The sequence below is a fragment of the Nocardioides aequoreus genome (genome assembly GCF_000720335.1).
In the GTDB taxonomy this organism is placed as follows: domain Bacteria; phylum Actinomycetota; class Actinomycetes; order Propionibacteriales; family Nocardioidaceae; genus Marmoricola; species Marmoricola aequoreus.
Genome location: NZ_JOJN01000006.1, coordinates 36,083 through 49,537 on the forward strand (window position 1 = coordinate 36,083; position 13,455 = coordinate 49,537).

Here is a 13,455-nt window from a genome sequence, read left to right on the forward strand (position 1 = left end):
TGAGGGAGGGTCCGGCCAGGGGTGCTGTCCACGGAGCCGAGCCTAGGGCTGGTGACGTGAGCCGCCGGGAGCCCCCGTCACCCCGGGGCGAGCAGCGTCTCGAGCTCCTCGCGCCCCAGGAGGTCGCCGGGCTCGACGGTGCGGCCGGAGCGGACGTAGTGGAAGGCGGCGCGCACCTGCGCGAGCGGCACGCCCTCCAGCTCGGCCCACGCCAGCCGGTAGGTGGCCAGCTGGACCGGGTCCGCGGTCTCCTGCCGCTGGGTCTTCCAGTCGACCACGAGCCAGCTGCCGTCGGGCTCGCGGTAGACGGCGTCGATGCGGCCGCGCACCACCTGCCCGGCGAGCACCAGCGAGAAGGGCGCCTCGGTGGCGTGGGGAGCACGGTCGCCGAAGTCGCCCGCCTCGAAGCGGGCCGCCAGCAGGGCGAGGTCGGCGTCGTCGTCGATGCCGGCGTCGGCGCGGCCGGCGAGCTCGTCGGCGTCGAGCAGCGACTGCTGGCCGAAGCGCGCCTCGACCCACGCGTGGAAGCGGGTGCCGAAGCGCGCGGCCGGCGCAGGCGGCCGCGGCATCGGCCGGGCCAGCTCGCGGGCGAAGCCGGCCGGGTCGTCGCGCAGCCGGGCGATCGCCGTGGCCGAGAGGCTCGGGGGCAGCGCCACGCGCACCTCGTGGGCCCGCTCGGCGCGGGCCTCGGCGAGCAGCCGGTCGATCTCGGCGTCCCACTGCGCCACGGTGGCCGCCTGGACGACGTCGAGCCGCTCGTCGGTCTCGGGCGAGACCGGTGCCGCCGCCTGCACCACGGCCGCGGCCAGCCGGCGCAGCTCGGCCTCGCGGCCGAGGCCCGGCGCCGGCCACGGCGAGGTGCGGTCGACCTGGTCGTAGGGGTTGGCGGCCGCGCCGCGCTCCGGCTTGTCGAGCCAGTCGACCTGCTCGCCCCAGCCCTCCAGCCGCTCGCGCAGGCTGCGCTGGTAGTCGGAGGGACCGTACGGCGTGGCGCGGGTGGCCCACAGGTGCGAGGTCACCGAGAGCCGGTGGGCAGCCCGGGTCAGCGCGACGTAGCCGAGCCGGAGCTCCTCCTCCGCGCCGTGGGAGCGGGTCGCGGCGCGGTAGGCGTCGACCGCCTGCTTGTCGTGCCCGCGCAGCTGCGGCTGGTCGCGGGCGTCGCCCCGCAGCGGGGCCGGCAGCACGGCCGGCGAGGAGATCCACAGCGACCGGGAGCGGTTGGAGGGGAATCGGGTCTCGCAGACGCCCACGAGGAAGACGCTGTGCCACTCCAGGCCCTTCGACCGGTGCACCGTCAGCAGCTTGACGGAGTCGGCCTGGGTCGGCGTCGCGAGGTCGAGACCGTTGCCGGCGTCGTCCTCCGCGGTCAGGTAGGCCAGCAGCGCGGCCAGCGTGACGTCGCCGTCGAGCGACTGGAAGTCGCCCACGGCCTTGAGGAAGAGGTCGAGGTTGTCGCGCCGCGCGACGGCGGCGTCGCTCACGGCCGAGGCCAGCTCGACGTCGACCCCGGTCACGTCGACGATGCGCCGCACCACGTCGAGCAGCGGCTCCCCCACCGACGTGCGCAGGCTGCGCAGCTCGGCGGCCAGGAGCCCGAAGCGCTGCCGCGCCTGCGGTGAGTACGCCGCCTCGCCGGGGTCGGCGAGCGCGTCGGTCAGCGCCGCGGTCTCGGCGGGGTCGACGCCGTCGGCGATCGCGCTGAGCTCCTCGGTGACACCGGCCACCTCGCCCCGGCGACCGCGGCGCCCGGCGATCTCCTCGGCGCGCTCGGCCAGCAGCCGCAGGTCGCGCGGACCGATCGCCCAGCGCGGGCCGGTGAGCAGCGTGACCAGCGCCGAGCTGGCCGTGACGTCGTGGAGCAGCGTCAGGGTGGCCGCCACCTCGGCCACCTCGGGGAGGCGCAGCAGGCCGGAGAGGCCCACGATCTCGACGGGCACCCCCGCGGCCGTCAGCGAGTCGAAGACGGCCTCCGCGGTGGCGTTGTCGCGGGTGAGCACGCCGATGTCGGACCACGTGGCGGGCCCGTCGCTCTCGGCGTGGGCCTGCTGCACCGCCTCGGCCAGCCACGCGAGCTCCTCGTCGAGGGTCTCGAAGACGCGTGTGGTCACCGTGCCGTCGACGTCGCGCGCGGCGTCGAGCGGCGCGACGCTGGGCGTGGCGGCGTACAGCGGCTCGGCGAGGTGGTTGGCGACCTCGAGGATGCGCCGGTCGGAGCGACGGTTGACCGTGAGCGGCAGCACCGGCACCTCGCCCGTGACGGCCGGAAAGGTCTCGCCGAAGGTGAGGATGTTGGAGACCGAGGCGCCGCGCCAGCCGTAGATCGCCTGGTTGGGGTCGCCGACGGCGGTGACGGGGTGGCCGAGGCCGCTGCCGGGCGCGGGCCCGGAGTAGAGCCGGGCGAGCATCAGCGCCTGGGCGACCGAGGTGTCCTGGTACTCGTCGAGCAGCACCACCCGGTGGGTGGCGCGCTCGAGCTCGCCCACCTCGGGCTGCTCCGCAGCCAGCCGTGCGCCCAGCGCGATCTGGTCGGCGAAGTCCATCAACCCCAGGTCGGCCTTGAGCCGGCGGTAGGCGCGCACCAGCCCCATCAGGTCGCGCCGGCGGTCGATCGCGGAGATCGCCTTCGCCGGCGCCTCGCGGTAGGTGCTGCGGTTCTTGCCCGCCACCTCGGCCTCGAGCGCGGCCTCGAAGCGGACCCGCTCGGCGGCGTCGTGCTCGAGCACCTGCTCGGGGCTGACGAGGTGCTCGGTCATGGCGGAATCGAGCGCGAGGAGGTTCTGGATCACCGTGGGCGGGTGGTCGGAGAGCTCGTGGACGTCGCCGCGGTAGCGCTCCACCGCCCGGGCACCGAGCTGGTAGCGCGAGGCGTCGGTGATCACCCGGGTGTCGGGCTCGTGACCGATCCGCAGGCCGTGCTGGTCGAGCAGCTGGGCGGCGTAGGCGTTGTAGGTGACGACCGTCGGCTCGAGGGTGTCCTCGGGGTCCTCCCCCGCCGGCGTCGTGCGCGCGGTGTCGTCGAGCACGCCCGCGGTCACGAGCGCCGCGCGGATCCGGCTGCGCAGCTCGCTGGCGGCCTTCGTCGTGAAGGTGAGCCCGAGGACCTCGTCGGGACGGACCTGCCCGGTGACGACCAGGTAGACCACGCGTGCGGCCATCAGCGTGGTCTTGCCCGAGCCCGCGCCGGCGATGACGACCGCCGGCGCGAGGGGCGCCGAGATCGCCTGCCACTGCTGCGGGCTGACCTCGTAGTCCTCCTGCATCACCGCACGCAGGTCGGCGGGCGAGGCGATGGGGCGCAGCGCCCCGGTCACGACGTCGCTCACAGCGCCACCACCGAGCCCGCGCTCTTGGCCGGGCAGACCGAGAGGTAGGCGCAGTCGCGGCAGTGCTCGCCCGGTGCCGCGGGGAAGACCTCCTGGCGCAGCTGCGCGGCCGCCCGGCCCAGCTCCTCGCGGAGCACCGCGCGCTGCGGCGTCTCGTCGTCGTGGGCGGACTGGGGCTGCACCAGGGCCTCGGTGGAGTCGTCGGCCCGGCCCAGCTGCACCAGCTCGGCGCCCCCGCTGCGGCCGGGCCCGCCGAGCACCTCGTCGACGCCGCCGCGGTCGACGGCGTACTGGTAGAGCGCGAGCTGGCGGTGCCGCTCGACGGACTTGGTCGACGGCGGGTTGCGCGCCGACTTGAGGTCGACCACGACCACGGCGCCGTCGGCGTCGACCTCGACCCGGTCGGCGAAGCCCGCGATGCGCACCGGCGTGCCGTCGTCGAGCTCGACGTCGGCCACGAGCCGCGCCTCGGTGGCGAGCAGCCGGCGCGGGTTGGCCCGGTGCCAACGCAGGAACCTCGCCAGCGCCGCGCGCACCCGCTCGCGCTCGCGCGCCGAGGACCACGGGGTCCGGAAGGCGAGCCGTCCCCACACGGCGTCGACGTGCTCCATCAGGGAGTCGAGGTCGTCGGGGTCGTCGCTGAGCTCTCCCGTGGCCACCCGCTCGGCGAGGGCGTGGACGAGCTGGCCGAGGTTGGCCGACTGGTGCACCCGGTCGACGCCGCCGGCCTCGCGCTCCCAGAACCACCGCAGCGGGCACACCGCCATCGCCTCCAGCACGGTGGCCGAGACCGGCACGGGCTGGTCGGGGTCGCGCACGGGGCGCTCGCTGCGGCTCAGCGTGCGGGTGCCCCACCAGGTGGCGGGATCGGCGTGGGGCACCAGCGCGCGACCACCGGACTCCTCACGAGCCAGCCGGGCCAGGCGCGCCGCGGCCGCGTCGCGCATCTCGGGGTCGGTGGCGGGGTCGGTGACGGTACGCCGCAGCTCGGCGACCAGGCCCGCCAGCGACATCGGCCGCGCGGGCCGGCCGACCACGCGGCGCACGTCGAGGCCGAGCTCGTCGAGGAAGCGGCTGGGCTGCTCGCCGTCGTCGTCGGGCGAGGCCACGGCCGTGACCACGAGACGCTGCCGCGCCCGGGTGCAGGCGACGTAGAAGAGCCGGCGCTCCTCGACGAGCAGCTCGCGGCTCGTCGGCGGCGTGACCAGCCCGTCGCGGCCGATCCGGTCGGGCTGGAGCAGCGAGGAGCGGCGCCGCAGGTCGGGCCAGCCCTCGGCCTGCACGTGGGCGACGACCACCAGCCGCCACTCCAGCCCCTTGCTGCGGTGGGCGGTGAGCAGGCGTACGGCGGGGCCGCGCACGCCCTGCTCGGCGAGCGTGTCGGCGGGCAGCTCCTGGGCGCTCAGCGTGGCGAGGAAGCTGCTCACGCCCTGGTGGTCGCGCTGCTCCTCGGCCCGGGAGGCCGCGGCGAAGAGCGCGACCACCGAGTCGAGGTCGCGGTGGGCGCGCCGCGCCACGGCGCCGCCGAGGTCGACGCCGCGCCGGAGCCGGTCCGGCCAGCCGGTGCCGGTCCAGAGCGTCCAGAGGGCGTCCTCCGCCGTGGCGCGGGCGTCGACCTGCGCCCGGGTCGAGGCGAGCAGGACGTGGAGCGCCCGCAGCCGGGAGACCTCGGGACCGTCGAGGCCGTCGAGGAAGCCCGGTCGCAGCAGCGCCAGGCGCAGCAGCTCGCGCGAGGACCGGGGCGGGTGCAGCGGCTCCTCGTCACCCGCCTCGTCGAGCAGTTGCCTCTCGCGCTCGCGCAGCACCCGCGAGACGGTGCGGACCTCGCCGGCGTCGAGACCGCCCAGGGGTCCGGTGAGCAGCGACTCCACGCGGCCGTGGTCGAGGAATCCGGGGTCGTCGGGGTCGTCGTTGTCGAGGTTGAGCACCGCCCGCAGCGCGTCGAGGAGCGGGGCGACCGAGGGGTCGCGCACCAGCGGGATGTCGTCGCCCGCCACCTCCACGGGCACACCGGCCGCGCCGAGCGAGCGGCGCAGCGAGGGGATGGACCCGCGGCCCGAGCGCACCAGCACCGCCATGTCGTGCCACGGCACGCCGTCCTCGAGGTGGGCGCGACGCAGCAGGTCGGCGACGTGCTCGGCCTCGGCCCGCTCGGTGTCGAAGGTGACCACGTCGATGCGGCCCGGGTCGGCGGCCTCGGCACGGGGGGCGGTGAAGGCCTCGCGTGCCGCGGGCGGGAGGGCCCCCGCCAGCGGCAGCCGCTGCGCGACCCGCTGGGTGCCCGCGAGCAGCCGCGCGCCGAAGCGCCGGGTGGTGCCCAGCGCCACCACGGGCGCGCGCTCGCCGTCGGCGCGCAGGAACTCGCCGGGGAAGTCGAGGATCCCCCGCACGTCGGCACCGCGGAAGCCGTAGATCGACTGGTGCGGGTCGCCCACCACCACGAGGTCGCGGCCGTCGCCGGCCAGCGCCTGCAGCAGCGCGACCTGACCCGGGTCGGTGTCCTGGTACTCGTCGACGAAGACGTGGCGCACCTCGCGGCGGAGCTCCTCGCGGTGCACCTGCGCCTCGAGGGTCGCCCGCCGGATCAGGTCGGCGTAGTCGGTGGCGCCCAGGTCGTCGAGGATCGTGAGGTACTGCTCGAGGAAGTGGCCGGCGGCCACAAGCTCAGGCAGGTCGTGCGCGACGCCGAGCAGGCGCAGGGCGTCGCCGTCGAGACCCTTCTCGCGCGCCCGGCCGAGCACCGCGCCGACCTCGTGGGCGAAGCCGCGGGTCTGGCTGGCCCGCCGGAGGGCCTCGGGCCAGGCGACGGACTCGGGGCTGTCGACGAGCAGCTCGCGGAGCACGACGTCCTGCTCGGGCGCGCTCAGCAGGCGCAGGGAGCCGGCGTAGAGGTCGGGCGGGGAGTAGCGGCGGATCAGGCCGTAGGCGAAGGAGTGGAAGGTCGAGCACATCGTCGTGGCCGTGGTGCGGCCCAGGCGCGCGGTCACCCGGTCGCGCAGCTGCTCGGCGGCCTTGCGGCTGAAGGTGAGCGCCAGCACCGACGACGGGTCGGCGCCGCGGCGCTCGATGCGGTCGACGATGGCCTCGACCATGGTGGTGGTCTTGCCCGTGCCCGGGCCGGCGAGCACGAGCAGCGGACCACCCTCGTGGTCGACGACCGCGCGCTGGGCGTCGTCGAGCGGTGGCGGCTCGACCGCGCCGCCCGCCCCTGCGACGAGGCGGTAGCGCACCGCCGAAGCGTCCCCCGTGCTCATGCGACCCACCCTGGCACGGACCCCCGACACCTCACCGGGGCTGCCAGTACGCCGCCGGCATGTCGACGCGACCCGTCCCGCGCAGCGGCGTGCCCTCCTCCAGGTACGCCGCCCGCGCCTCGTCGCCGTGGCTGGGCGGCAGCGACCCGTCGGCACGCACCACCCGCCACCACGGCACGCCGCCACCGTGCAGCGACATCACCCGGCCCACCGTGCGCGGACCGCGCGGCAGCCCGAGCCCGGTGAGGTGCTCGGCGATCGCGCCGTACGTCGTCACGCGGCCGCGCGGCACCCGCTCGACCAGGGCCAGCACGGCTTCGGCGTACGCCTCCTGGTCCCACGGCACGGCCCCAAGACTGGCGCACCCAGGCTCCCCACGCACACGACGGTGGCGCCTCCCGGGAGGAGGCGCCACCATCGAGGGGAAGTGCGGGGTCAGAGAACGGGGTCGAAGGGCTCCGTGCCCGGCACCAGCTGCAGCCCGGCGATGCCGGAGTGCTGCTGGGCGAAGGCCAGCTCGCGGGCGAGGTCGCCGACGCCGTTGGAGGCGGGCAGCGGGGCGAGCGCGAGCGTCGACAGCGTGCCGACGGCCTGGCCGCCGGAGGAGAGGAAGCCCGAGCCGGAGTCGCCGGGGACGCCCGGGGTCACCGTGTAGACCGGGTGGGTCCAGCCACCGCCCTCGGTGCCGAGGCTGGCGCCGGTCTTGGGCGAGAGCACCTCGAGGCCGCCGCGCAGGCTGGAGTTGCCGAAGCTGAAGACCCGCTCGCCGGCGGTGGTGCCGTCGGTGTCGACGCCGGTCGGCCCGCCCCAGAAGGGCACCGAGGGGTTGACCTTGCCGGCGTCGGCGGCGTCGACCTTCACCAGGGCGAAGTCGTTGTAGGCGCAGGTGTCGGCGTCGGTGGTGCCGACGCGGCCCATCGCCTCCCACGAGGAGTAGGCCAGCGTGCCCGAGCCGACCTCGGTGCCCTCGCTGACCAGGCTGCCGCCCTCAGCGAAGGTCACCCGGGTCCCCAGGGGCGCCGAGTCGACCTGGCAGCCGTCGGTGTCGGTGGCCTCTCCCTCACCGGCGCAGTGCGCGGCGTAGCCCACGTAGACGTTGCTCGCGGCGTCGGTGAAGACGAAGTTGCCGGTGCACTGCGCGCCGTCGGTGTACATCTGCACGCCCGGGTGGATGTCGGCGCTGTCGGCCGGCGCCCACGAGGGGGCGGCCTGGGCGGGGCCGGGGGCGAGCAGCGCCGCGGCGACGGCGAGACCTGCGCTGGCGCTGGCGGCGAGCGGACGGAGGAGGCGCATGGACGTGCCTTTCGGGTGGCGTGGCCGGTGCAGTGGCGTGGATCACCTGGGGCAACGACTCCTCCCCGCCCTGGGTTACGCGCCGGTAGCCGCCGACGGCGCCAGCGAGGTCACGGCGTCGAGCACGAGGGCCAGCCCGACCTCGAACTCGGCGGCGAAGTCGTAGCCCGGCCGCGCGACCACCTCGGCGACGAAGCGCGCCAGGTGCGGGAGCTCGAGGTCCGGCTGCGACGCGACCATCGCGGCCGCGGTCTCGCCCGCCGTGGCGGGCTCGATGGGCAGCTGCTGCTCCTGGAGCACGAAGCCGTAGACGTAGGCGTCGAGCAGCGCGTAGGCGTGACCGACGGGCGCCGAGCCCCAGCCGGCGGCGTACAGGAAGCCGAGCACCGCGTCGTGGTGTTCCAGCGTCGCGGGCCCGGGGTGGCTGCGCGACTCCAGCAGCCCGAGCGCCCAGCGGTGGCGGTGCAGCACCGCCCGCTGGGAGACCGCACGACGGCGCAGGCCGTCGCGCAGCGGCTCCCCGGGCCGGGGGAGGTCGATCTCGGCGAAGACCGCGTCGACCATCGCGTCGAGCAGCGCCGGCTTGCCGCGCACGTGGTGGTAGAGCGACATCGCCTCCACGCCGAGCCGCTCCCCCAGCCGGCGCATGCTCAGCCGGTCGAGGCCGTCCTCGCCGGCGAGCGCGATCGCGGCGGCGACGACCGCGTCCCGGGTCAGTGGTGGTCTAGCCACGGAGCTCCTCCCGCTGGCGCAGCCTTACGACGTAAGACTACGGTCTCCTTACACCGTAAGGCGAGGAGCCACGCATGACCACCACCGTCCCCACCCGGATGAGCGCCGTCGTCCAGCACCGCTACGGCGACGACCTGGCGCCGCTGCTGCAGCACGTCGACGACGTCGCGACGCCGTCGCCCGGTCCGGGCCAGGTCCTGGTGCGGGTGGACGCCGCCGGCGTCGATCGCGGCACCTGGCACCTCGCCACCGGCAAGCCCTACCTCGCCCGGCTCGCCTTCGGCGTGCGGCGCCCCCGGCTCGCGGTGCCGGGCCACGACCTGGCCGGCACCGTGGTCGGGGTCGGCGAGGGCGTGACCGCGTGGCGACCCGGGGACGCCGTGCTCGGCACCGGCAGGGGCACCTACGCCGAGCTCGCCCTGGCCGACGCCGACGCCGTGGTGGCCCGGCCCGCTGGACTGCCCGCGGCGGAGGCGGCCGCCATGCCCGACTCCGGCAGCACGGCGTGGCAGGCGCTGCACCAGCACGCGCGCGTCGCGACCGGCGACCGGGTGCTCGTGATCGGCGCCTCCGGCGGGGTCGGGTCGTACGCCGTCGCGCTGGCGGCCGCCGTCGGCGCCGAGGTCACGGCGGTCTGCAGCGCCGCGAAGGCCGACCACGTGCGGCGGCTCGGCGCGACCGACGTGATCGACCGGCACGCCGAGGAGGTCGACGCCCGGGGCCGCCACGACGTCGTCCTCGACCTCGCCGGCAACCGGCCGCTGGGCGTGCTGCGGCGCGCGCTCACGCCGCGGGGCCGCCTGGTGATCGTGGGCGGCGAGGACGCCGGCCCGATGCTCTTCGGACTGCCCCGCCAGGGGTGGGCCGCGGCCGTCGGCCGCGTCACCGGCCAGCCGATGCGCGGCATGCTGTCGCGGCCGTCCCAGGAGACCCTCACCGCGCTGGTGGCCGCCCACGCCGCCGGACGGCTCGACGGCGTCGTGACGCGGCACCACCCGCTGGCGCAGGCCGGCGAGGCGCTCGACGACCTCGCGGCGGGCCGGATCACCGGCAAGGCGGTGCTGCTGCCGTGACGGCGTACCTCACACGAGGAACCTGCTCCTCCCACACGGTGCACCGCGTGTGAAGAGCCGGATCCCCAGGTGAACCTGGGGATCCGGCGGCTCACGCGGGGCTCAGTACGCCGGCTGCGAGGGGTCGATCTGGTTGACCCAGGCGACCACGCCGCCGCCCACGTGGACGGCGTCGTCGTAGCCCGCGCCCTGCACGATCGCCAGCGTCTCGGCCGAGCGGACGCCGGACTTGCAGTGCATGACGACCTGGGTGCCGGAGTCGACCGGGGGCAGCTGCTCGAGGGCGTTGCCGTTGAGGAACTCGCCCTTGGGGATCAGCACCGAGCCGGGGATCTGGTTGATCTCGTACTCGTTGGGCTCCCGCACGTCGACGAGCACGAAGTCGCGGCTCCCCTCCTCGCGCTCCTTGAGCATGTGCTCGAGCTGGGTGACCGAGATGGTCGACCCGGCGGCGGCGTCGGCGGCCTCCTCGGAGATCGCGCCGCAGAAGGCGTCGTAGTCGATCAGCTCGGTGACGTCGGCGTGCTCGCCGCAGAGCCGGCAGTTGGGGTCCTTGCGGACCTTGAGCTTGCGCCACTCCAGCTCGAGGGCGTCGTAGATGACCAGCTTGCCGACGGCGGGCTCACCAGCACCGGTGAGCAGCTTGATGGCCTCGTTGACCTGGATCGAGCCGATGCTCGCGCACAGCACGCCCAGGACGCCGCCCTCGGCGCAGCTCGGCACCATGCCGGGCGGCGGGGGCTCGGGGTAGAGGCAGCGGTAGCACGGCGCGTCCTCCACCTGCTTGGGCGCGAAGACCGAGGCCTGACCGTCGAAGCGGTAGATCGAGCCCCACACGTAGGGGATCCCGAGGAAGTACGCCGCGTCGTTGACCATGTAGCGCGTGGCGAAGTTGTCGGTGCCGTCGACGATGAGGTCGTAGCCCTCGAAGATCCGCATCACGTTGTCGTTGTCGAGGCGCTCGTCGTGCACGACGACCTCGACGAGCGGGTTGATCTCGGCGATGGAGTCGCGCGCGGAGAGCGCCTTGGGCCGGCCGATGTCGGACTGCCCGTGGATGACCTGGCGCTGCAGGTTGGACTCGTCGACCTCGTCGAACTCGGCGATGCCGAGCGTGCCGACGCCCGCGGCGGCCAGGTAGAGCAGCGCGGGGCTGCCGAGGCCGCCGGCGCCGATGACCAGCACCTTGGCGTTCTTCAGCCGCTTCTGCCCGGTCATGCCGACGTCGGGGATGATGAGGTGCCGGCTGTAGCGGCGTACCTCGTCGGTGGTGAGCTCCGCGGCGGGCTCGACCAGCGGGGGGAGCGACAGGCTCGGTGACACTTCTCGACATCTCCTCGGTGCGGTGACGGTGCGGGGGGAGAACAGCGACGACGGCGCGCGTGTTCCCGCTCCCCGTCCATCGTGACGGCCGCTGCCCACGGGCCGCGCGGTGCCCGACATGTGGACGTCGCCGCAGGTGGCGCGCGAGCCGCGACCCGCCGCGGCTTGTAGGGTTTCGGCCGTGAGCAGGACCGAGGAGAGCCGCGACGGTGCGCCAGCGCGCGGCGTACGACTGCCGCGCCGGGCGCGGCGGGCGCAGCTGCTGACGGCTGCCCGCGAGGTCTTCGTGGCGCAGGGCTACCACGCCGCCGCGATGGACGACATCGCCGAGCGCGCGGGCGTCTCCAAGCCGGTGCTCTACCAGCACTTCCCCGGCAAGCTCGACCTCTACCTCGCCCTGCTCGACGAGTCGTGCACCGCGATGATCAAGGCGGTCTCCGACGCGCTGGAGAACACCGACGACAACAAGCAGCGCGTGACGGCGACGATGGCGGCGTTCTACGCCTACGTCACCGCTCCCGACGGCGCCTTCCGGCTGGTCTTCGAGTCCGACCTCACCAACGAGCCCGCCGTGCGCGCCCAGGTCGACCGCGTCACCAACGAGTCGGCGCGGCTGATCGCCCACGTGATCTCCGACGACACCGGCCTCAGCGAGGAGCAGTCGCTGCTGCTCGCGGTCTCCCTGGTCGGCATGGGCCAGGTCTCCGCACGCTTCTGGTTGCAGGAGGCAGGCACGATGTCACAGGACGACGCCGCGGCCCTGGTCGCGTCGCTCGCCTGGCGCGGCATCGGCGGCTACCCCCGTCACGACGACCGCTGAGCCCACACGTTCTTCACTCTCTCTAGGAGGTCCCCATGGAGGTCCGCATCGGCGTCCAGCACGCCCAGCGCGAGCTCAGCATCGACGCCACCCTCGACGCCGACGGCATCGAGAAGGCCGTGGCCGCAGCCCTCGGGGGTGGCACGCTCACCCTCCAGGACGCCAAGGGCCGCCGCCTGGTGGTGCCCGGCGACAAGCTCGCCTACGTCGACGTCTCCACGAGCACCACCGGTCAGGTCGGCTTCCGCAGCTAGCCGCGCTGCTCCCGCGCGTCGTAGGCGGCGCGGGCGGCGACGATCTCGCCGATGTGGTCGCGCGCCCACCGGTGCAGCACGCCCAGCGGCGCGATCAGGTCGCGGCCCAGCTCGGTGAGCTCGTAGTCGACCCGCACGGGCACCTGCGCGTGCACCGTGCGGGTCACCAGGCCGTCGCGCTCGAGGTGGCGCAGCGTCTGCGTCAGCATCTTCTGGCTGACGCCCTCCACGGCCCGCGCGATGTCGCCGTAGCGGCGCGGGCCGCCCGCGAGCGTGCCGATCACGAGCACGGTCCACTTGTCGCCGACGCGGTCGAGCAGCTGCCGGCTGGGGCAGGCTGCGCTGTAGGGGTCGGCGGCGTAGGTTGTCATCGATACTCTCCCGTGGGTTGCCAGGGAACTCTGAGGTGCCTGCTCTCCAACGGGAAGCACGTCGCACTTCTTCCCGTTGGAGGTGCTGATTCCGTCCCTCAGCACCCCAGGAGCCCCTCATGTCCCTCGTCGTCACCGGAGCCACCGGTCAGCTCGGCCGTCACGTCGTGGAGTCGCTGCTCGCGCGCGGCGCCCAGCCCGGCGACGTGCTGGCCACCGGCCGTGACCCGCAGCGCCTCGCCGACCTCGCCGAGCGGGGCGTCGTCGTACGCCGCGCCGACTACTCCGACCCCGCCTCCCTGACCGAGGCGCTCGAGGGCGCCCACCGGGTGCTGCTCGTCTCGGGCAACGAGTTCGGCCAGCGCGTGGCCCAGCACACCGCCGTCGCGCGGGCCGCCGCCGACGCCGGGGTCGAGCTGCTCGCCTACACCAGCGCGCCGTACGCCGCCACCACCTCGCTGCTGCTGGCCGGCGAGCACGCCGCCACCGAGGCGGCGCTGCACGAGACCGGGCTGCCCCTGGCCCTGCTCCGCAACGCCTGGTACGTCGAGAACTACACCGCGCAGCTGCCCACCTACCGCGAGCACGGCATGGTCGGCGCCGCCGGCGAGGGCCGGGTCAGCGTCGCGCTCCGGCGTGAGTACGCCGCCGCGGCGGCCACGGTGCTGCTCGGCGGCGACCACGCGGGCGCGACCTACGAGCTCGGCGGGCCCGCGGTCACGCTGCCCGAGATCGCCGCCGCCCTCAGCGACGTGACCGGCGAGCAGATCGCCTACCACGACGTCCCGGTCGCCACCCTGGTCGAGATCCTCACCGGTGCGGGCCTGCCGGCCGACGCCGCGCAGGTCTACGCCGACGTCGACCGGGGCATCGCCGCGGGCGAGCTCGAGGTGCCGACCGACGACCTGGAGCGCCTGCTCGGTACCGCGCCGCTCCCGCTGCGCGACGCCGTCGCCGAGGCCCTCGGCCGCTGAGTCGCCGGGCCGCCCACGCCGGCTCTTCACCGAGCACC

Annotated in this window: 11 protein-coding genes; 4 read left to right on the forward strand and 7 right to left on the reverse strand. The window is 75.1% G+C overall.

Annotated elements, in window-relative coordinates:
- Positions 1–77: 77 nt before the first annotated feature.
- From IG63_RS0112405 to IG63_RS0112425, 5 genes are all read right to left on the reverse strand, one after another.
- On the reverse strand, positions 78–3,323 hold the full coding sequence (locus IG63_RS0112405; RefSeq protein ID WP_245604422.1) for an ATP-dependent helicase: 3,246 nt from the start codon (positions 3,321–3,323) through the stop codon (positions 78–80).
- Positions 3,320–6,577 carry an ATP-dependent DNA helicase gene (locus IG63_RS20725; RefSeq protein WP_084597081.1) on the reverse strand — a complete coding sequence of 1,086 codons (3,258 nt, stop codon included), beginning with the start codon at positions 6,575–6,577 and terminating at the stop codon, positions 3,320–3,322. The genes IG63_RS0112405 and IG63_RS20725 overlap by 4 nt, the downstream gene beginning before the upstream one ends.
- Before the next feature lie 31 nt (positions 6,578–6,608).
- The gene (locus IG63_RS0112415; protein ID WP_030484681.1) at positions 6,609–6,923 is read right to left on the reverse strand and encodes an MGMT family protein; all 315 of its coding nucleotides are present in this window, start codon (positions 6,921–6,923) and stop codon (positions 6,609–6,611) included.
- An 89-nt stretch (positions 6,924–7,012) separates the two neighbouring features.
- Positions 7,013–7,870 carry a hypothetical protein gene (locus IG63_RS0112420; protein ID WP_036195389.1) on the reverse strand — a complete coding sequence of 286 codons (858 nt, stop codon included), beginning with the start codon at positions 7,868–7,870 and terminating at the stop codon, positions 7,013–7,015.
- A gap of 75 nt (positions 7,871–7,945) precedes the next feature.
- Positions 7,946–8,602 carry a TetR/AcrR family transcriptional regulator gene (locus tag IG63_RS0112425; protein WP_030484683.1) on the reverse strand — a complete coding sequence of 219 codons (657 nt, stop codon included), beginning with the start codon at positions 8,600–8,602 and terminating at the stop codon, positions 7,946–7,948.
- A gap of 74 nt (positions 8,603–8,676) precedes the next feature.
- Here IG63_RS0112425 and IG63_RS0112430 point away from each other — a divergent pair, with 74 nt between their 5' ends.
- Positions 8,677–9,675 (forward strand): NAD(P)-dependent alcohol dehydrogenase, encoded by a 999-nt coding sequence (locus IG63_RS0112430; protein WP_211249312.1) that lies wholly within the window; start codon positions 8,677–8,679, stop codon positions 9,673–9,675.
- A 102-nt stretch (positions 9,676–9,777) separates the two neighbouring features.
- On the opposite strand, the gene moeZ is transcribed toward IG63_RS0112430, so the two are convergent.
- Complete coding sequence (gene moeZ, locus IG63_RS0112435) at positions 9,778–10,986, reverse strand: adenylyltransferase/sulfurtransferase MoeZ (protein WP_030484685.1); 1,209 nt, start codon at positions 10,984–10,986, stop codon at positions 9,778–9,780.
- 193 nt (positions 10,987–11,179) lie between these two features.
- On the opposite strand from moeZ, the gene IG63_RS0112440 reads away from it, so the two are divergent.
- The gene (locus tag IG63_RS0112440) at positions 11,180–11,818 is read left to right on the forward strand and encodes a TetR/AcrR family transcriptional regulator (protein ID WP_030484686.1); all 639 of its coding nucleotides are present in this window, start codon (positions 11,180–11,182) and stop codon (positions 11,816–11,818) included.
- A 35-nt stretch (positions 11,819–11,853) separates the two neighbouring features.
- Positions 11,854–12,072 carry a DUF3107 domain-containing protein gene (locus IG63_RS0112445; protein ID WP_030484687.1) on the forward strand — a complete coding sequence of 73 codons (219 nt, stop codon included), beginning with the start codon at positions 11,854–11,856 and terminating at the stop codon, positions 12,070–12,072.
- Here IG63_RS0112445 and IG63_RS0112450 read toward each other — a convergent pair.
- On the reverse strand, positions 12,069–12,443 hold the full coding sequence (locus IG63_RS0112450; protein WP_030484688.1) for a winged helix-turn-helix transcriptional regulator: 375 nt from the start codon (positions 12,441–12,443) through the stop codon (positions 12,069–12,071). The two genes, IG63_RS0112445 and IG63_RS0112450, sit on opposite strands and share 4 nt — an antisense overlap.
- A gap of 119 nt (positions 12,444–12,562) precedes the next feature.
- Here IG63_RS0112450 and IG63_RS0112455 point away from each other — a divergent pair, with 119 nt between their 5' ends.
- Positions 12,563–13,417: an SDR family oxidoreductase gene (locus tag IG63_RS0112455; protein ID WP_030484689.1), complete on the forward strand. Its 855-nt coding sequence runs from the start codon at positions 12,563–12,565 to the stop codon at positions 13,415–13,417.
- Positions 13,418–13,455: the final 38 nt, after the last annotated feature.